This is a genomic window from Lacticaseibacillus yichunensis (assembly GCF_003946405.1).
GTDB classification, from domain to species: Bacteria; Bacillota; Bacilli; order Lactobacillales; family Lactobacillaceae; genus Lacticaseibacillus; species Lacticaseibacillus yichunensis.
Genome location: NZ_RHOG01000018.1, coordinates 30,439 through 49,699 on the forward strand (window position 1 = coordinate 30,439; position 19,261 = coordinate 49,699).

13 protein-coding genes are annotated in these 19,261 nt (G+C 56.0%); 1 reads left to right on the plus strand and 12 read right to left on the minus strand.

Translation table 11 applies throughout. From position 1 onward, the window contains the following. Positions 1 to 276: 276 nt before the first annotated feature. The 10 genes from tig to EKM95_RS11995 form a co-directional block, all read right to left on the minus strand. A complete protein-coding gene (tig, locus tag EKM95_RS06770) occupies positions 277 to 1,602 on the minus strand; it encodes a trigger factor (RefSeq protein ID WP_125697086.1) in 1,326 nt (441 codons plus the stop codon). A gap of 182 nt (positions 1,603 to 1,784) precedes the next feature. Further along, the gene (gene trpA / locus EKM95_RS06775; protein WP_125697087.1) at positions 1,785 to 2,570 is read right to left on the minus strand and encodes a tryptophan synthase subunit alpha; all 786 of its coding nucleotides are present in this window, start codon (positions 2,568 to 2,570) and stop codon (positions 1,785 to 1,787) included. Then, the gene (gene trpB, locus EKM95_RS06780) at positions 2,567 to 3,772 is read right to left on the minus strand and encodes a tryptophan synthase subunit beta (RefSeq protein WP_125697088.1); all 1,206 of its coding nucleotides are present in this window, start codon (positions 3,770 to 3,772) and stop codon (positions 2,567 to 2,569) included. Before trpB ends, trpA begins: the two co-directional genes overlap by 4 nt. An 81-nt stretch (positions 3,773 to 3,853) precedes the next feature. Continuing rightward, positions 3,854 to 4,429 carry a phosphoribosylanthranilate isomerase gene (locus EKM95_RS06785; protein ID WP_125697089.1) on the minus strand — a complete coding sequence of 192 codons (576 nt, stop codon included), beginning with the start codon at positions 4,427 to 4,429 and terminating at the stop codon, positions 3,854 to 3,856. Continuing rightward, complete coding sequence (gene trpC / locus EKM95_RS06790) at positions 4,426 to 5,220, minus strand: indole-3-glycerol phosphate synthase TrpC (protein WP_125697090.1); 795 nt, start codon at positions 5,218 to 5,220, stop codon at positions 4,426 to 4,428. The genes EKM95_RS06785 and trpC overlap by 4 nt, the downstream gene beginning before the upstream one ends. Continuing rightward, on the minus strand, positions 5,217 to 6,239 hold the full coding sequence (gene trpD / locus EKM95_RS06795; RefSeq protein ID WP_125697091.1) for an anthranilate phosphoribosyltransferase: 1,023 nt from the start codon (positions 6,237 to 6,239) through the stop codon (positions 5,217 to 5,219). The genes trpC and trpD overlap by 4 nt, the downstream gene beginning before the upstream one ends. 583 nt (positions 6,240 to 6,822) lie before the next feature. Further along, complete coding sequence (locus tag EKM95_RS06800) at positions 6,823 to 6,915, minus strand: LPXTG cell wall anchor domain-containing protein (protein ID WP_125697092.1); 93 nt, start codon at positions 6,913 to 6,915, stop codon at positions 6,823 to 6,825. Between the two features lie 28 nt (positions 6,916 to 6,943). Further along, positions 6,944 to 7,468 (minus strand): hypothetical protein, encoded by a 525-nt coding sequence (locus EKM95_RS06805; protein ID WP_125697093.1) that lies wholly within the window; start codon positions 7,466 to 7,468, stop codon positions 6,944 to 6,946. Positions 7,469 to 8,239: 771 nt separating this feature from the next. After that, on the minus strand, positions 8,240 to 9,631 hold the full coding sequence (locus tag EKM95_RS06810; protein ID WP_125697094.1) for a 5-methylcytosine restriction system specificity protein McrC: 1,392 nt from the start codon (positions 9,629 to 9,631) through the stop codon (positions 8,240 to 8,242). After that, on the minus strand, positions 9,624 to 11,711 hold the full coding sequence (locus tag EKM95_RS11995; protein WP_164510116.1) for a winged helix-turn-helix domain-containing protein: 2,088 nt from the start codon (positions 11,709 to 11,711) through the stop codon (positions 9,624 to 9,626). The genes EKM95_RS06810 and EKM95_RS11995 overlap by 8 nt, the downstream gene beginning before the upstream one ends. Before the next feature lie 334 nt (positions 11,712 to 12,045). On the opposite strand from EKM95_RS11995, the gene EKM95_RS06820 reads away from it, so the two are divergent. Beyond that, a complete protein-coding gene (locus EKM95_RS06820; protein WP_125697096.1) occupies positions 12,046 to 14,469 on the plus strand; it encodes a BspA family leucine-rich repeat surface protein in 2,424 nt (807 codons plus the stop codon). Between the two features lie 146 nt (positions 14,470 to 14,615). On the opposite strand, the gene brxL is transcribed toward EKM95_RS06820, so the two are convergent. Then, the gene (brxL, locus tag EKM95_RS06825) at positions 14,616 to 16,673 is read right to left on the minus strand and encodes a protease Lon-related BREX system protein BrxL (protein WP_379897152.1); all 2,058 of its coding nucleotides are present in this window, start codon (positions 16,671 to 16,673) and stop codon (positions 14,616 to 14,618) included. Continuing rightward, entirely contained in the window at positions 16,663 to 19,176 is a 2,514-nt protein-coding gene (pglZ, locus tag EKM95_RS06830) for a BREX-1 system phosphatase PglZ type A (protein ID WP_125697097.1), read from the minus strand. Before pglZ ends, brxL begins: the two co-directional genes overlap by 11 nt. Positions 19,177 to 19,261 lie beyond the last annotated feature (85 nt).

A 19,261-nucleotide genomic window follows, 5' to 3' on the forward strand; every position in this document is an offset into this window, starting at 1 on the left:
GAATCATTCCTCTCAAAATTCAATTGTGTCATGTCTATAATTAATGATAACAAATACTTTTTAATGTGTCACCAATGCGGATCAAAGCTAAATGCTTGTGAAAACAAGTCAGAGCGGGCATTCAGGCCGGATGCGGGGGTATTACTTGAACCGGTTAAATTGATCGACGAGCTCTGTGCCGCGCGCAGTTGGGCTCAGACCTGAATGCCGCGCTTCGCACCCGACAAAAAAACCGCCTCTGTCCGAAAACAGAGACGGTTCCTTGCGCGTCAAGAATTACTTCTCTTCTGCGTCTTCTTTTTTGTCATCAGCCTTTGGTTCAACTTCCTTGACGCTGTCGGTGATGATCTTGATGGCATCCTTGACGCCGATATCATGCTTGAGCATGTCTTCGGTCAGCGCCTTGCGAACGGCATCTTCGCTCATGTTGTACTCACTGGCGAGGTCCTTGATCTCGGCGTTGACTTGCTCGTCCGTTGCTTCGATCTTTTCGTTTGCAACGATGGCTTCCAGAACAAGGGAAGTCTTAACGCGGCTTTCAGCGTCAGCAGTGAACTGCTTCTTCAGATCGTCTTCGGTGGTGCCGGTCAGCTGGTAGTACATCTGCGGGTTGATGCCCTGACGCTGCATGTTGCCCAGGTACTGGTCGAGCTGGTTGTGAACTTCCGTGTCGATCATGGCTTGCGGGATCTCTTCGATCGTCGCGTTATCAACGGCTTCGCTGATGGCCTGTTCCTGGATCGCGTCGTCGGCGGCGTCATCCTTCTTTTGCTGAAGTTCGGACTTGACCTTGATCTTCAATTCTTCCAAGGTATCAACGTCTTCGTCGAGATCCTTGGCAAAATCATCATCAAGTGCAGGCAGCTGCTTTTCCTTGACTTCATGGATGGTGACTTGGAATTCGGCATCCTTGCCCTTGAGCTCTTCTGCCTGATAGTTTTCAGGGAAGGTCACTTTGACAAGGACATCTTCACCGGCTTTGTGACCAACGAGTTGGTCTTCAAAGCCAGGAATGAAGGAGTTCGAGCCCAGTTCAAGCGAGTAGTTCTTCGCAGAGCCGCCATCGAATTCCTTACCGTCAGACGTGCCGACATAATCGATCGTCACGGTGTCGCCATTTTCAGCTGGGGTGTCGTCTTTGACAACCAATTCAGCCTGTGCTTCGCGGCGCTTGTCGAGTTCGCTTGCGACCTCGTCGTCGGAAACTTCGCGGTCTGGCTTATCAACAGTCAGGCCCTTGTAGTCGCCAAGTGTGACATCCGGCTTAACGGTGACCGTCGCCTTGATGACCCATGGCTTGTCTTCATCCATCGATTCAACATCAACAGACGGCTGGTCAACAGGATCGATTCCTGTTTCAGTGACTGCTGCGTCGTATGCGTCTGGCAAAACGATGTTCAGTGCGTCTTCATACAAGGCGGCTTCGCCATACATCCGGTCGAAAATCGTGCGGGAAACGTGGCCCTTTCGGAAGCCAGGGACGTTCAGCGTCTTCTTTACCCGGGTGAACGCCTTGTCCAGCCCTTCCTTGATCTTATCCTGTGCGATTTCAAAGGTCAGCGCACCAGTTGTTGCGCCTTGTTTTTCCCATTTTGCAGCCATGCTGTACCTCCGCCATTATTCTAATTATTCGTATTGCATACCTTGATATGATACCCGACTCTACCACGTTTGTAAACGAAATTAGGGTGGGACAGCATTAGTACCAACGTTTTCCAGGGAAAAACACAAACCGCAAACCCGTTTCTTCTATTATAAAGGCGCACAGTTCAGTCGACAGCCGGTTACGCCTGCCCCCGCCCCGAATGTGTCGCGTTCGCCATCGCCCCAGCATACTCGGCCAACCCGGCCAAGTCATCCGGCGCATCGGCGATCAACTTGACGATCGCACTGCCGACGATCACGCCATCCGCCTGCCCTGCGATCGCAGAGGCCTGCTCGGGCGTGTGAATGCCAAAACCCACGCAAAGCGGCGCATCGGTCACTTTGCGCAAGTCGGCGATCAGGTCGTCGAGATTTTGCGCGAACCCATCCCGCGTGCCTGTGACGCCAAGGGCCGAGACGATGTAGACAAAGCCATCCGCATGGACGGTCAATTTGGCCAATCGGTGGCCAGAGGTTGGGCTGACGAGTGGAATGAGCGCCACCCCATTTTGCGAAGCGGCTGGCAATAATTCGCCCGCCTCCTCCGCGGGCAGATCCGGGATCACCAAACCGGCCACTCTCAATTTTGCGCACCGCGCGCAGAACCGCTCGTAGCCATATTTAAATGGGATGTTTGCGTAGGTCAAAAACACCAACGGGACCTGGGTCTGCTGGCGAATGGCGGCGACGATGTCAAACACCCGCTCAACCGTGATGCCGCCTGCAAACGCACGCAGGCCGGCCGCCTGAATCACGGGACCATCGGCGATCGGATCGGAAAATGGCACACCGAGCTCAACGATATCCGCCCCGGCGTTGGCCAATGCGACGACATACGCGACCGTTTTTTCCGCAGACGGGTCGCCGGCCGTGACGAATGGGATGAAGGCCGGGCCGTTTTCAAATGCTTTGCGTAATGGGTTCATAGGGCCACCCCCTTGTAGCTTGCAATCTGCGCGACGTCTTTGTCGCCGCGGCCGGACAGCGTGCAGATAATGATCTGATCCTTGCGCATGGTCGGCGCGAGCTTTTGCACATAGGCGACCGCGTGGCAACTTTCGATCGCCGCGACGATGCCTTCCATTTTCGCGATGTATTCAAACGCCGCGACTGCCTCGTCATCGGTGATGCCCACATAATCCGCGCGTCCGCTGGCTTGCAGCGCCGCATGCTCTGGGCCGACGCCGGGATAATCCAGCCCCGCGGAGATCGAGTAAACCTTATCGATCTGGCCGTCCCCATTTTGCAGGAAGATCGATTTCATCCCGTGAAAAATACCGGCGCTTCCTTTTTCCAGCGTGGCCGCTGTTTTGCCAGAGTCCACGCCTTGGCCGGCCGCCTCGACGCCGATCAGCCGCACGCTGGGATCGCCGATGAACGCCGCGAAACTGCCGATCGCGTTGGAGCCACCGCCCACGCAGGCGACGACTGCATCCGGCAGGCGGCCTTCGACGGTTTGAAGCTGCTGCTTGGCCTCCGTTGAGATCACGCTCTGAAACGCGTGGACCATCGCCGGATATGGCGCAGGGCCCATCGCCGAGCCGATCACATAATACGTGTCTTCCGGCCGCGCCGCCCAGTCCTGCAACGCCGCGTTGACCGCGTCCTTCAACAGGCCCTGGCCGCTTGTGACCGCCGTGACCTTCGCGCCGAGCAGTTCCATCCGGTACACATTCAGTTTTTGCCGTTCGGTGTCCTCCTTGCCCATGAACACCTCGCATTCCATCCCGAACAGCGCCGCCACCGTCGCCGTCGCCACGCCATGTTGGCCGGCGCCAGTCTCCGCGATCAGCCGGGTCTTGCCCAGCCGCCGCGCCAGCAGCACCTGCCCGAGCACATTGTTGATCTTGTGCGCCCCGGTATGATTGAGGTCCTCGCGCTTGAGATAGATTTTCGCGCCGCCGAGGTCCTCGGTCATCCGCTTCGCAAAATAGAGCAGTGACGGCCGATTTGCATACTCATTCAAAAGACGGTGGAATTCGGCTTGAAAATCCGGATCCGCCTCGGCTTCGTTGAAGCACGCCGTCAATTTTTCCAGCTCGGTCATCAACGTTTCCGGCACATATTGCCCGCCGAAATCGCCGAACCGGGTCTCACTTGTTTCTGGGATATCTTTCAATTCTGTCATTGATCCAACTTCTTTCTTCGAAAACACCGAGCTTGCTTCGATGACGCCGATTTTGCTTCGGTCACACCGATCTGTTCAACGTCACTCCGCATTCCGGGCCGCCGCGATAAACGCCGCGACCTTCGCCGGATCCTTCGCGCCGCCTGTTTCCAGCCGGCTCGAGGCATCCACAATCGCAGGGTGCACCAGCGCGATCGCCTGCGCCACATTGGTCGCATCCAGCCCACCAGCTAACATCAACGGCTGCGCGAGAACCGGCAGCGCGCGCCAATCCAGCGTCTCGCCACTGCCATCGCCGGCATCCACCAACGCCACATCTGCCAGGGTCCGGGGCGCGTCCGCCGCAATGCGTGCGATGGTCTGCAGTCCAAGCGCTCGGGCTTGTTGCACCTGGGCAAGCGTCGCGGGCCGGTGAAACTGCACCGTGTCGATGGCCCCGGCCGAGGCGAGCACCGCGAGCTGGTCAAAATCGGGCGCCACCACCACCGCAACGCGGCGAATGCCAGGCGCGACCTGCTTGGCCAGCGAAAGCACTTCGGCAGTCGTTTTCTGATGCCGGCCCACTGCGAGGACAAAGCCGACCAGGTCCGGCCGCAGCGCGTTCACCAGCGCGACATCCGCCTCGGTCATTAAGCCGCACACTTTGACCTGCGTCATACCGCCGCCTCACTCGCAGCCCGGTACCGCTGCACCGTGGCGCGCCGGTCCGTCGCCCGCATGAACGTTTCGCCAATCAACGCCCCGTCCAACCCGCCGCGCCGCAGCACCGTCAGCTGACCGGGTTCCGTGATACCACTTTCCGCGATCACTTTGATTGTTGGCGGCACCATGGCCCGCAACCGGATACTATTTTCAAAATCGACGGAAAAATCGCGGAGGTCGCGGTTATTGACGCCGATCAGTTGTGGCTGAAGCACCAGCGCCCGCCGGATCTCGTCTTCGTTGTGGCATTCCACTAGCGGCACCAGCCCCAGTTTCAAAGCGGTCGTATATAGCTCGCGCAACTGGCCGTCAGCCAAAATGCCGACGATCAGAAGCACCAAACTCGCCCCGGCCGCCCGGGCCTCGAGCAACATGCGGTCATCTAGGATAAAATCCTTCCGCAAAAGTGGCACCTGCGTCTGCCCCGCCACTTCGCGCAGCGTCGCCAGGCTCCCGTGAAAATACGTCGGCTCGGTCAAAACGGACATCGCATCCACCCCGCCAGCCTCATAATCAGCCGCGATCTGCGCCACGGGAAAAGCGGTCGCGATCACCCCTTTTGACGGTGAGGCCTGCTTCAGTTCGGCGATCAGCCCAAAATGCGCGTCGAGCGCCTCAAGAAAGCGGGGGCCGCCAGTCGGAACTGGCGTGGCCAACGCCGCCTCCCGCAGCGGGGCGAGCGGCTTGGTCGCTTCCGCGCGGGCCAGCCGCGTTCTCGTGGCCGCGACCAAGTCGTCCAGGATCATGCACTCACCTTCTTGCCATTGGCGGCAAGTACCGTGTCCAATAGCCGCGACGCCGCGCCGTTTGCCAGGATGGCCGTCGCCTTTTCGATGCCGGCCTTGATCGACGGTGCCCCACCCGCGAGGTAAATGGCGACCCCGGCATTCATCCGCACAGCATCCCGTTTGGCGCCTTGATCTTGCCCGCTGAGAATGCGCCGCGTGATCACCGCATTTTCAGCTGGGGTCCCACCGACCAGCTCCGCCTTGTCCGCAATGGCGATGCCGTAGTCCTGCGGGTCGAGTGTCATGTCAGTCAGCTGGCCGTGATCGATGAAAATGGCATCCGTCTTGCCGGCCACCGTGATCTCATCCAAGCCGTCCTCGCCGCGGATCACCATGCCTTTGACCACACCCAGTTGCACCAGTGCTTCTGCCATCGGTTGGAGCAGGTCCTTGCGATACACACCGAGCAGCTCATATGTCGGTTTCGCCGGATTACTCAGTGGCCCGATCAAATTGAAGATCGTCGGGAAGCCGAGCACCTTGCGCGTTGGCCCGACAAAGCGCATCGCCTGATGATATTTCTGGGCAAAAAGGAAGCAGAGATTGTATTTGGCCAGAAGCGCCTCACTCGTTGCAACCGAGGCGTTGATATCAAACCCCAGCGCCTCCAGCACATCGGCGGCCCCAGACCGCGAGCTCGCCGCGCGATTGCCGTGTTTGGCGATCTTCACCCCCGCCGCCGCGATGACAAACAGGCTGGTTGTGGAGATATTGAACGTGTTCGCATGGTCGCCACCTGTGCCGACCACCTCGAGCACCGGTGCCTGCGGGTCAAACGCCAACGCCTTTTGCCGCATCGAATCCGCCGCGCCGGCGATCTCCGTGGCCGTCGCCCCCTTAGCCGCCATTGCGGTCAGATAGCTGGCGATCAGCGCATCCGGCGTCTCGCCGCTCATCAGTTCGTCATGCGTGGCCTTCGTTTCAGCAAACGTCAGGTCTTTCTGTGCCAACAGTGTTTGAATCGTTTCGTTGATCATTATTGCGTCCTCCTTGGACAGTCCTTGAGAAAAGTGACAGTCGACAATTTGGACGTTGCCATCGTTTGAAAAATAAGTTGTGCATCACGACACCGGCTTTCGGAAGAATACAAAAAATCCGCCCATAAACAGTTTCATAGAACTGCTTAAGGACGGAATGATTTCCGCGGTGCCACCTTAATTAGCGACTCAAAAAAACGAGTCACCCACTTAGCACAGGGCCAACACCCTGCCGACAACTGACGTATGCCTTACGTTTCCCCTGACTCGCATCGCTTTTGGGGGAACCCTCAGTGGTCCATTTGACTGCCTGCGTTCGGTCGCACTCTCATCTTCGGCGACTCTCTTTGCGTGCACAACAGTTTTGATCTCCACTTCCACGGTTTATGGACGAAGTATTTTGTTACCGCATAGACTAGACGGAATAATGCCGGCCGTCAAGCCCTCACGGAAAATAATTTCACATTTTATTGTCGGGCGATGCATCTCTGCCCGCTATTTCGGCATTACCAGATGACAATATAACAAGACTCGGGAAGGCGCTGGGTGGTCTTCCAAACCTCTAGAAACTTGATCGACTCATTCAGCGCTTCCGCCGCCGGGTGATCAATGCGACGAAACTCAAGATCAGGGCGAACCCGATCAGTGTCAACAGCGAGATCATTTCTTGGGACATTTGGGCCTCCTTTGGGTGCGCGTGCGCCCTACTTGGTCAGCGCGGCGGCCAGCGCCAGCGCCTGCTCTGCAGTCGGCAACCGATCCTTCACTGCCGCGTATTCGGGCAATTGGGCAAGCCCGGAGAGTTGCCGCGGATCCGCCAGCAACTGCCCCACCGCACTGCGCCACATGAGAAGCGGGACCGTTCGCTGGATCACCGCCCCCATGTGCGTTAATGTCTGCTGGGTCACGGCCTGGCCGGCAAATTGATCCCGGACCGTATCCGTGGCGGCCTGCACCAACGTCTTTTCGCTGGCCCGGCCGCGCTTGTCGAAAACAGTGAGCGGCTGATCTGGCACGGTCAGTTTCGCGACCTCGCCGCGGATAAACTGGTCGATGTCCACGTCGACAGTCGGATCGGGGGCCGCCTGTGGTTTGGGCGTGAAGCTGTTCACGGCGCGGGCGCGGTTGACTTCCAGCAGAATCAGCAGCGCGATCACGATCACGGCGCCGATACCCATGATCACGGGACTCGCCGCGGCAATCACCATGGTTGAAAAAATCGATATCATTGTTAGGCCTCATTTCTTATTACCGCCATTATGACACCGGTCGCGGGCGCGTCGCAATGGAAAATGGCGGGTGGCGGTACGGTAATTGTTGGTAAAATACGTTGGATGCGGCTAAGACTCGCCCGTCGCAAAAGTTATTTTAAATAAATATATCTGCCGTTGACAAGACAGCCGAATAAACGCCCTAGCATCAGCAGTTCATCGCGTTTAAATTGTCGCCAAATAAAGTTGACAAAACCGTTTCCAGGGTGCTATATTAATCCACAGCAGAAGGGGCTTCTGGTGTGGCCACACGGAACGGTTTCCCCCGAGGCAGGCGGACCCAGTGCGGGGGATACCGTACGCAAACCTAGAGTGGCTGCTATGAAGGGCATCCGAGTCAGTGGTGTCATAAATTAGGGGAGTGGGTCAGTTCCACAGTTCCATCGCTTTACCAGTATCACCGTTGTCCGGCAGTAAGCATCGACTTTTGATCACGCTGTCGCCGTTGAAATCTGATCGCGCCAAGCCCCACAAGCAAGGCGCCCGCAGTATCCTAATCTAAAATCACGCAAACACACTGGCCATGCCTGAAAAGACACGTCGACCGGTGTGTTTGTCGTACCTAGCTCCCAAATATTCATTTTCGATTCTGGTCTTTTTTCAAAAAAGTGAGAATCGGCAAAAAATCTAAACATGCACAAAAATTTGGCCGAATCTTTGTGCACATTTAAAAACTGAGACGACCCAGTGATGGGCCGTCCCAGTTTTTTTGTCCTTAGCATTCAACCCTCAATCGATTGGCAATCCCAGCCGTCTTTTCAGCTGGACCTCGCTTTGCGCCATCGCCGCCTCAAACGCCGGGTAGTCATCGCAGTCTTGCGGGATGTGCAGGCCGATGCGATCCAGGTCCCATTCATGTTGAATGGCGTCCGGATCCGGTCGGCCCGACTCGTCCGGCACCGCATCCAGCCCCTGCCGCACCAATAGCGGATGCTCAAGCCGGGCGCCCTGCTCCGGATACAGATAATAGCCGTGGCGCGACTCAAACCTGAGCAGATACGCCAGCATCTGTTGGTAATCGCGGCCGCCGATGTTGCCATATGGCTTGTACTTCGCGTCGACGATCACCCGCGGCGCGTCGCGAATGAAGTCTGGGAAGATCGACCCCTTATTGCGACCGGTCTCCTCATCAAAGAATAGAAACTGTTTCAATTTTCCCGAGTTGTTCCGCGGATGCATGAACGCCGGCGAAAGCAGTGAGTTCAGATACTCCTCCCACAGCCACGCGCCATCGAACAAGATGCCGTAGACCTGCCGGGTGCCAAGACCAAGCTGAATCTGGCGATGCTGAAGCAGCAGCAAACACAGCCGCTGCAAGTCCCTGTACTCCCGATAATACGCGTGCATGACAGGCCGCTGCTGGTTGACGTGGATCAGCTGCCGCACATCCCCATGCCGCCCGCCGACTGCCTCGCGAACCAGGGCGACCTCATCGCTGACACTGGCCAACAATTTTCGGCCGCCCGCCTGCCCCACCAGCATGTCGATCGTCGCCTGCACCAATTGGAGCACGTGATTATCCGCCGTGAGCTCGCGCCGGCTGTACGCGACATTCCCGAGAAACGGCGTGTTTTGCCGAAGATGACGCGCGACATCGATCGGCCCGCGCACCGCCGCCTCATTTTCCTCGCGGCGAATGTACGTCTTGTACAGCCCCTTGCGCAGCGCCCGGCGCAGGTAGAGCGGAAACGAATACCGCAGCAGATCCACCAACGGCCGCTGCGCCGACCCCGTCGTGGACAGATCGACCACATTCGGCGTCCCCAGCACCTTCGCCAGCAGGTATTGGAAAAAATGATCCCGTTGACCCGGACGGACAAAACGCGACGTGATCATGAGCTGCTCGTCACCTTTGCCAATAAACCCCATTACATTGCCGGCCCACACCTGGCGCTGCTTTGTGAACAGCACCTTCTGATCGGCGGTGAGATCCTGCTGGTCCGCCGCATTGGGATCTCCCGAGTCGACCGCGTCGAAGGCAGGAAAAACAAACAGATCATCCGCCTTCAGCTGGCCCAGCGTGCGATCCGTCAAAACGGCCGCCAGCTCGGGCAACTGCGCCAATGTCGCGGGGGCGACTGGATTGTTATCGCGAATGGACGCCCGCGCGACGCTACTCATCCTGCTCGCCTGTCGCTGGGGTCGTGGCCGGTGAAGATGGGGTTTCGTTGGACTTAGCCGGGTCGTCGGAATCGGCCGGTTCGTCAGAATTAGCCAGGTCCAAGGTTGTGGTTGTGCTCGTTGTGTGGGTCTCGCCCGAATCTTCTCCGTCAGACGCCGCTCCGGCAGCTTGGGCCTCCGCACGCGCCGGCGCCACGCCCGCCGCTTTCACTGCGGCATTGAAGATTGCCTCAAACGATTCGAGTTGGGTCTTCTCATTGACCATCCCGCGAATGTACTCCGCCAGTAGCGGTTCCAGATATTGCGCCCACAGTTCGGCAGGGCTGATCTCGCTGAGCTTCAGGAAATACGATGGCCCGAGATCATAGTTTTCGTTCAGCCCATCCGTATGCTCGATTGCCTCGTTGAGATCGGTCATGATTGTCTCGGCCAGCTTCTGTTTATTTTTCAGCTCGCTGAGCATGCCCTTGCGCTCGTCTGCCGTGATGTTCATGAAGCGGAAGCGCCGGCGCATCGCGAAGTCGAAGCTGTCAACGGAGCGGTCGATGTCGTTCATCGTGCCGAGGATGTAGACGTTCTCCGGTACATACAGCTTGTCGGCGTCCGCGTCGTCGCTTGCGTGGAGGTTTGCGTACTGCGTCGACACCGCGCCAGCCGGGCCACGGTAGCCCGGGTCGATGGCGTAGAATAACTCGCCGAAAATTTTGCCGATCTCGCCGCGATTGATCTCGTCGATGATGAACACATAAGGCTTGGCCGCATCGCCGTTTGCCGTTTGCTCATCGATCGCATCCTGCAAAAACGCCTTGAACGTGCCAGGCTCCAGGCGGAAAGTCATCTGCTCGTCTTTCTTGCTGACATGGGGCCGCAAGCCTTCGACAAAATCCGTGTAATCATAGCTGGGATGGAACTGCACGAACCCCAGCCGCGTTTTCTCCTCGGCAGTCAGGTCCTTCACACTGGTGGTCGTGTGGCCACTGATGATGTAAGCCGCGACCATTTTCGCCAGGTACGTCTTGCCTGTGCCAGGCGCGCCGCGGAAGATCACGTTGGCCGAGGTGGTCAGCGCCCTAGCGTATTTGTCGATCTCGGGTGCGTCGATCTTAGGGCGAGCAGGAATGGTTGCCACTGCAGCCCGATTCACGGCGTGCTTGTCGACTTCCTGCCAGAAAACGCGCGCGACCACGCGAATCTCATCAGCCGTCACCTGCGCGCCACTGAGCGGCGTGGCAAAAAGTGTAGTCTTGTCGTTTGTGTCATCGTGATGCAAGTCTACGCGCAGGGCCGGCTGCTTCGGGTCGGAAATATCGTAGGTAAAATTAACCGCCCGTATATTCAAATAAGGTGTCGCGCTGATGTGGCTACCGCCAAATGCCCGGCCAAAATTCCAACCGATCTGCCTACCGCCTATCACGATCTCAGACAAATTGTCGCGTTTGCGGAACCCACGGATCCAGCGATTGTCCTGCGCCTTGTCCGCATCGTAATCGCCGCCATTGTGAGCCAGCGACCAATTGACATACTCGATCAACTCTTGAGCGATCGGGAGGAGTGCCTCAACTCTCGCGTCTTTCGGAGCTTCAGAGCCACCGGGGACTGGAGCGTTCATCGCTTCATCCGCCTCGTCCTCTGCCTGTAGTTCTACTCCTGCATCGCTAGGCGCATCCGAGTCGTCTGCGGTGCTCTCCTTGTTCTGCTTGATCTCATCTAGATGCGCTTGATAAGCGTCCTGTTCGCGGACCAGATTGCGAGTCAGGTCCAGGCCATACTCGTGGTACAACTGCTCGCCAAGTTCAGAGATCTGATAATACCCGCGCCGTGGCCGCAACATCATCCCAGCTGTCGTTAATTCAGAGAGCGCCCACCAAGTGCGATTCTCGATCGTATTCGTGTTGTTATTGCCAATCGTGGCATTGCGCAGATCATCCGGCAGCCCGATTGCGTCGATAGCCTTGGCAATCAGGTCCTTGCCGCGCCATTCCGGTTTCTCAAGCGCTGTTCCCAGCAAAACAGATAGCATGCCATCCAGTGCCGGCACCCCATCCTTTGCGATCTGAAGCTGTTTGTAGTCAACTTTCATGAGCGACTCCTTCCTTGCCCGCGTGCGGGAAATGCTTTCGCTCTTCATTTTCGGCTATCTGAGGGATTTTGCAAGCGGGAAAATAGGTCGGCGTTTGCACAAAGCGGCATCTTCGCGAGCCAAGAAAACCCCTGCATCCCCATCCCTCGAAAAAGCGTTCAGATATGCTACACTTTCTCCCTATTGTCCCAAAATGCGCAATGATACATGTAAATATGTTGGGTGAATCCATCCTTGTGGGGGCGGGATGGCGAAAGGGTGAGCTGACTTGACAAGGCACGGGACTCGATATCAACCAGATCCGCCCCACACACAAAGGCGTGACTTCAAAGTAGTGAAGCGCGGCGCCCTCGCACTTGCGGTTCTTGGCATCGGCACCGCATTGGCGATCGCCATGCCATCGTCGACCGCTCCGTCTGCCGTGCAAACCGTGCAGGCGGCGACGACCATGTACAGTGGGACTTGGGGGACCGTCAATTGGACCATCGACGCCGACTGGACGCTCCACCTCGGCGCGGGTACTGGTGCAACCTACGTGACGGCAAACACCACCGTCAATCCTTGGGCCGCCTATAATGCCAATATCGTCAAGGTCTCCGTTGAAGGTAAAGTCGTGTTACCGGCCTCCGTTAATACACTATTTGGCGTCCAGCCCGTGTCAGCCGGCCAGACCGTGACCGCTTGGCAAAAACTGACCAGCATCACAGGCCTGGAAAATATGGATACCAGCAACGTGACCTCCATGGCTTACATGTTTGCCGGGACCCCGGTTCAGACGATCAGTGGCTTGGCCGGATGGAACGTGTCTAATGTCGCAAGCATGATGTTTATGTTCAACAAACTCCCGAACCTAACTCAGCTTGACCTATCCGCTTGGAACACCGGCAACGTGACGAATGCCAGCAACCTATTTAATGGCGACACCGCGTTAACCTCCGTGGGCGACCTCAGCAGCTGGAACATGGCCAAAAACGACAACATGGGATACATGTTCACCTCGACTTCCGCGCTTCGATCCATCGGCAACCTCGCCTCCTGGAACGTTGGAAAAGTCACCAACATGCAGTCGATGTTTTACGCCACCGGCATCACGGACCTCGGCGCGCTCGATGCATGGGATGTCAGCAACGTGACCTCTATGACCTATATGTTTTCGGCCGCGCCAAATCTCGCTCACATCGGCGACCTCTCCGCGTGGCAAACGGGAAAGGTCGTCAATCCGGGCTACATGTTTCAAAATGCGACCGCGTTGCAAGACATCGGCCATCTGGACAACTGGAACGTGTCCTCGATGACCACAATGCAATCCATGTTTCAAGGAAGCGGCCTTGTGGACCTGGGTAATCTCGGAAACTGGAACACCAGCAAAGTGACCAACATGATTGCCATGTTCGCAGACACAGCCAACCTGACCACCATCGGGAATATCGGCCAGTGGCAGACCAGCCAGCTGACCTCTGCTCAGATGATGTTCCAAAACGCCGCGAAACTGACTTTCCTTAACTTTAGTGGATGGAACACAGCCAATCTCACCGCCGGGAAAATCACCAATATCTTCAATGGCATGACCAGCCTCAACCAGATCACATTCGGCCCACAATTCACGCTCCAGCCGGCCCTGCCAAACGCGACCACAACCACTCACTGGCTATCCGTCGGCACAGGCAGCACCGCCGCTCCGGAAGGCCTCGTTGACCTCACCACCGTTGCCGGTACCAGCGCCACCTCAGCGTATACTGGCGCCAACGCGGATACTTATGTGTTGGGCAGCCTCGACGTCACCGCGACGATCACCTTCGTCGATGATGACGGCGGCGGTGCGGTCGTCGGCACCCCCACGACCGTCTCAGGCCTCCCCGGCGCCACCATGCCCTACACCGTGACCGTGCCGGCCAATTACGTCCTCGCCAGCGGCAACCTCACGGGGAACATTGTGTTGACCCGCGACGACAACGACAACGTAGTGATCCACCTCAAGCATGGCATTTCAGGAAACACCACGATCACGGGGTTACCAACCGATTTTACCTATCCAGACAACATGACGAAAAATACGATCTACCGCGAGTTCACGCGCACGATCACCGTCACCGCGCCGGACGGGACGATCACGACCACCACCCAGCTGATCACCTACTTCTGTTACGTGCGATATGACCTCGTCACTCACGCCATCGTGAAAAATTCCGACAGCTATTGGCACGTTTCGGCCGGCATCGACGCCACCGGCAACCTAATTGCAGGCGGGGCGCATCCGACCGGCGATGGCTCCAACGATGGCAGCTGGCCCGCATTCACCCCGCCCGCCATCCCGGGCTACAAAGTCGTCGGCAGCGACGGTTCCACCAGCGCGCCGCCCAAGACCGTCAACGCAAAAACCGGCGCAAGCACCACCCTCGCCTATCACTACGAGGCACTGCCCGGCACCGCCACCATCACCTACATCGACGAAAACGGCGATCAGGTCGGCGATCCCGTCACGGTAAACGGCCTTGTTGGCACCACGGTCAGCTACACCCCAGTTTTGCCAGTCGGATACGATTTCGTGAACGCTGGGGATGCGGTTGCTAAATCGATTATTATCACGGCGGACAATTCGGATAACCTGACCATTCGCATTGAGAAATGGGTGTCGCAGTTTCCGGCTACCGGGAGTTCAAGTCGGTTGATGATGCAGGGGATTAGTGTTCTGGTGCTGGGCCTGGGGGCTGTTGGACTCGCGTTTGGGGCAAGGCGCAAACGGCGCGATGCAAAATAACGTTGAAGTCAAAGTCAGCACACAAGCGGATAGCCAAGGCTGGGCAAGTCTGGCACCACCGAATATCGACTCAAAACACCAAACAAAACAATCTACTGAGAATCAAAAAAAGTGAGTGCCGGTCAAAATTCCGACACCCACTTTTTTTAGCTCAGACCAAACGCCTTAAATGCCGCATCCTCGACATCTTTATACGTTACCCAGGTGAATGCGCCCATCAACTCAGGCGGTACAGTCGCCATCTGCGCCATGGCACTCGCTGGCAGCAGAACATTCTTCGCCCCGCTGTCCTGTGCCACCTGCAACACATCCGCCAAGTTATCAACTTTGCCGATGGACCCGCCCAATGACATCTCGCCGAGCACGACCATGCTGTCAAGCGTCGGCCGCTCCACCGAAATAGAGATCAGCGCAATGAACGTCGCAAGCGAGAGATGTTCGCTCGTCTCATTGCTATTCAGATTGGTCACGTGAATTGCATAAGCGTGCTTCATCGGCATCATGCGCTGATCGATCTGATTATAATTCGCCAGCAGATAACGCATTGCCGTATCCATCGCTTCACGGGCAGCTCGATTGGAGCCAATCCCCGTCTTATCCAGTTTCCCGCTGCCAGGAGCTTTGGTCGTTTCGAGCTTGAAAAGACTGAGTCGCTCCGCCTCATCGTATTGCACAGTGTACACGAAGCCTGGCTTTTCGATACCAACCGGAATCAGCGTCGCCGACCCCTGCTCTGGCACCGTGACATAGGTCTCCTCACCGGTTTCGCGATCGATGTAGGAGAAGTTGACGTCATAGAATTCCATCCCGCCAATCTTCTTCAACTGTTCCTTCACCCGGCGCCGCATCTCAAGCGCAAACGCCAAGACCTCCGCAACCTCATCCTTCGTGAATTGGCCATCGGGGAAAAGCAGCTTGATCATGCCGGAGACAGTTTTGCGTACCGCGATTGTGTCTCGCTGATTCAGCTGATTGCCCAGCGCGAAATAGTCCTCGATGACATCCCCGTACCCGGTTTTCCGCAATTCGCGCATGACCTCGGCAAGATAGTCCGTGATCAGCCCGTACCCATTCGTGAAGAACGCGGGCTTGTACTTTGGTATCTCCCAGCCCGGCAGGTAGTTGTGAATGCGATCCAAAAAGGCCGTGTCCGTTCCCATTGCGGGTGGAAATGGCTCAAACAAATTCGATGTCCGCAACATCACATCGACGCTTTGATTGATGTTCCCAACAAACACCATTCCGGCATCCGCCTGGATCTCGTTGCGCCCACGGACAAACGACCCTGAGGCCATGTAGTCCTTCATGATCTGAATGCCATCTTGGTCTTTGAAATTGATCCCGGCGACTTCATCGAACGCCACCGCATCCCACATCCCGACCAAACCCACTTCACGGCGGGCCATATTGTAAAACAGGTTGGCCACCGTGGTCTGCCCACCGGAAACTAAAATGGTATTTGGCGACAGCTCCTTATAGACGTGTGACTTCCCCGTGCCACGTGGGCCGAGTTCAACCAAATTGTAATTATTTTCGACAAACGGAATGAGCCGCGAAATCAATAGCCATTTGACTCGCTGATCAAACTCGCTGGGCTCCATGCCAATCGAGCGCAACAACAGATCGACCCATTCATCCGTCGTGAAATGCGGCCGGGCCTCATACACCTCACTCATCTGGATGGCTGGCACCTGAACCGGCGTCAACTGCTCAATGATGAAGTGGTCGATGCTCTCATGATCGTAACTGAGCCGGACAATCGACCAGATACCGCCGACCAGAAACCGTTCGTAATCTTGGACATAGCGTTCATCGATCGGAACACCAATCAGGTTGAGATTGCTAAACGCGGCCTCATAGCGATCAGCCGTCGAATTCAGATAGACCTGGAGCCGATCGATCACCGTGTATGAGCCGACTTCACGGATTTTTGACTTAATCTTCTCCGCCTCATCCGGCCGCACATAGTTGTTCGCCAGCGTCTTCTTCACATTCTCGACGCCGCGCTCGATCGTCACCGGATCAGAGCCACTCGCATACTGCCCCAGCAAAAATTCCAACACATAGGTCGGGACATTGGCACCTTCCTTGATGCGCTGCGTGAGGTCCTTACGCACAAAGCGGCCGGGAAAATAGGCTTCAAGTTTATCCAGCAACGCGTCCTGGTTGAGCTGTTGTTCTTGCATTTCGTCATCAGATGTCAAAGCCGAAGCCTCCTTGAATCACAATGTCCATTTGATAATCCGAGGTGTATTCCACGCCGGTTTCATCGTTGTGCAGCACCAAATGATACGTGTGGCCGTTTATGAATGGCTGCTCCGCAAGCGTCACCCGCACCGGCTTGATGCGCGCCTTTGGATCCGGATCGCTGATATCGGCCACAAACGCGGTTTCGCCAGAAATCTTGCGATGCGCATCGTCCACGAAATAGATTGTATAGTGCGCAGGCGTGACCATCTCGCTGATCGGATCGTCCTGCATCAAGCGAACCGTCAACTGCCGAGACGTGATGCGCGAGTTTGCGGTGACGTCATGGATCCGCGCATTTTCAGCCTGCGAGCGGCCGCGCTTGGTTGTGACCTCAAGCACCGGCACCAACATTTCTTGAAGCGAAGCGCCACCATGCACATAATTTTGGCCAGCCCCAGGCGCTTTGAAAATGTTGAAGTTGGTCGGGTAGTTCACATAGCGTTGATCTGAGTTACCAAGAATTTCCCCGATCTTTTGTGAGCCAACACCGGTCAATTCGATCGGTTGCTCGCTGAACGCATAGCGCTGTTCCTTTTTGAAAGTCGGGAAGCTGCTAATATCAATCTTGTTGGCCTCATCGATCGGCGCCCAACGGTAAATAAAGCCGTGATCAGCCGTCACCAAGACGTTTCGAATCGAGCGATTGCGCAAAATCTCAATCACGCGCGACAACTGGTCAATGGTTCGCGAAACCGCATCGAAGACCTGATTTTCACTTCTTGGACTTTCACCGGTATTGTCAATCTCGTTATGGTACATGTACAGCGTGTTCTTACCAGTCAATAACGCAGTGCGGGCATCGGTGCTCATTGCCAGAAACTCGGTCACGCCAATCGCATCCGAATTTGGATCCTCTTGTTGCAAAATTGCTCGGCGTTTCTCGAGACTATCGCAATCCTGATCGTCAACCGTGACCTTCTTCTCTTCGGCATAGGCCAACTGATGATTGGGTAAGAGCGCGGGCATTCCAAAATAGGTCACCGATGGTAAGCCAGTGATCGTCCAGTCCATGGTGGTTTCAAATTTGTCCTGCTGGTCGAGCTGGGCCTGTAATTCTTTGGCTGCCTCAAACCGGAACGCATCCGAAATGATAACCACGGTACGGTTCTGCTGATTGGACACATAATTGCTGTAGAACTTACGCTGCAAATTGCGTGTTGGTACTTTCGTGGGCGCATAGACCTGATTCCAGTGATTAATCGAGGTACTCAGATAGTCATTGAGATACGTGTTTTCAACTTTGGCACGCAACGGCACAACGAGGTCTTCTTGATCGGGAATGACCTTTTGCATTCCCTGAATAAACTTCCGATACGTGGTATCAATCGTGTATTCAGTGGTCGTATACCGCTGAACCAGACCGCCCAGATCATCACTGTCGCCGGCATTGTGGAAGCGCAGCAGACGAAGCGCCGCCAATTCGATCTCGTAGACCTGATCATATTGCTCGTGATAAGTCATATTCTGTCGCTGGCTAATCAGCTCATCCAACGTATTGCGCCCGACCTTTGTGGCCACATCCCCATCAAGCAGACGGCCTGTCAGCCACTTCACAATCATTCGATCCAGTTGCGGGAAGGCATCGATGTGCATCAAAACAGACACATCTAGCTTCTGGAATTGTTGCGCAGCATCGACAGCCTGCCAAACCTCTACAGCGGTACGTTGAATATCTTGCTGTGCTGTAAAGAGATTACGCGAATTCTGGATAAACGAAATGGCATTGTTGACCTGCGTGATCTTATACGTGTGGTAGTAATCCGGCAGTTCCACTTGGCCCTGGTCAAAGGCAAAATTCAGGAAGATCGCAGACATCAAACCAAGCAACGTTGGCTCAGCCGGTACATAGCCATACCCTTTCGCAATGAAGTCCCAGAATTGAGTCAGCACACCGTATTTCGCAAAGCTTGAAAGAATGGAATTGTCAGCATCGGTGGACTCGTGAATGACCGCCCGAAGCACACCAGAAAGAGTGACTTCATCCGCTTTTGATAGAACGGCCAAGAGTGTGAGCGTCGGGTTTTTCTTCGGCCCATATAGCTTCTGAAAACGCGTCTTGCGTTCCTTACTTGCAAAGAAGGCTTGCTGGTCGGAAACGAAGCCTTGCTGATCGGCAGGCAACTGCAATTCCTCTCGCAACATGGTGACCGCATCAGCAGAGTATGAACGAGAGAAGCGCTCAAAATCAGCCAAGAAGTCCTCATTCAAGGCAGGCTTGGGCACCGGGGAATAGACCAGCGCACTCCCCCCCGCTTCCTGGATCTCAAGTAGCTGGAGTTTGGTGTGAAATTGTTGACTAGCGGCCATCTCGATGATTGGCACATTCAGGTTCTCGCGCAATTCCACAATATTGTCAGCAAACGCACCTTCGTCGTCATACCAAAAGACAAAGTGGTTACTAGGTGTGAACATCCCGTTCAACGCCTCTGTAATCTGAGTCAAGTTCAATTCTGCCATGTGCTATGTAGTGGATACTGAATATTTGTAAGTGCCTTGTTTTCATGGGAACCGTTCCGTTACTGTCGTATAATGAATGCAGAGG

Excerpts from the sequence above, each read along its gene's own strand:
- tig (WP_125697086.1), bottom strand. The coding sequence starts at position 1,602 with ATGGCTGCAAAATGGGAAAAACAAGGCGCAACAACTGGTGCGCTGACC.
- trpA (WP_125697087.1), bottom strand. The coding sequence starts at position 2,570 with ATGAACCCATTACGCAAAGCATTTGAAAACGGCCCGGCCTTCATCCCA.
- trpB (WP_125697088.1), bottom strand. The coding sequence starts at position 3,772 with ATGACAGAATTGAAAGATATCCCAGAAACAAGTGAGACCCGGTTCGGC.
- EKM95_RS06785 (WP_125697089.1), bottom strand. The coding sequence starts at position 4,429 with ATGACGCAGGTCAAAGTGTGCGGCTTAATGACCGAGGCGGATGTCGCG.
- trpC (WP_125697090.1), bottom strand. The coding sequence starts at position 5,220 with ATGATCCTGGACGACTTGGTCGCGGCCACGAGAACGCGGCTGGCCCGC.
- trpD (WP_125697091.1), bottom strand. The coding sequence starts at position 6,239 with ATGATCAACGAAACGATTCAAACACTGTTGGCACAGAAAGACCTGACG.
- EKM95_RS06800 (WP_125697092.1), bottom strand. The coding sequence starts at position 6,915 with ATGTCCCAAGAAATGATCTCGCTGTTGACACTGATCGGGTTCGCCCTG.
- EKM95_RS06805 (WP_125697093.1), bottom strand. The coding sequence starts at position 7,468 with ATGATATCGATTTTTTCAACCATGGTGATTGCCGCGGCGAGTCCCGTG.
- EKM95_RS06810 (WP_125697094.1), bottom strand. The coding sequence starts at position 9,631 with ATGAGTAGCGTCGCGCGGGCGTCCATTCGCGATAACAATCCAGTCGCC.
- EKM95_RS11995 (WP_164510116.1), bottom strand. The coding sequence starts at position 11,711 with ATGAAAGTTGACTACAAACAGCTTCAGATCGCAAAGGATGGGGTGCCG.
- pglZ (WP_125697097.1), bottom strand. The coding sequence starts at position 19,176 with ATGGCAGAATTGAACTTGACTCAGATTACAGAGGCGTTGAACGGGATG.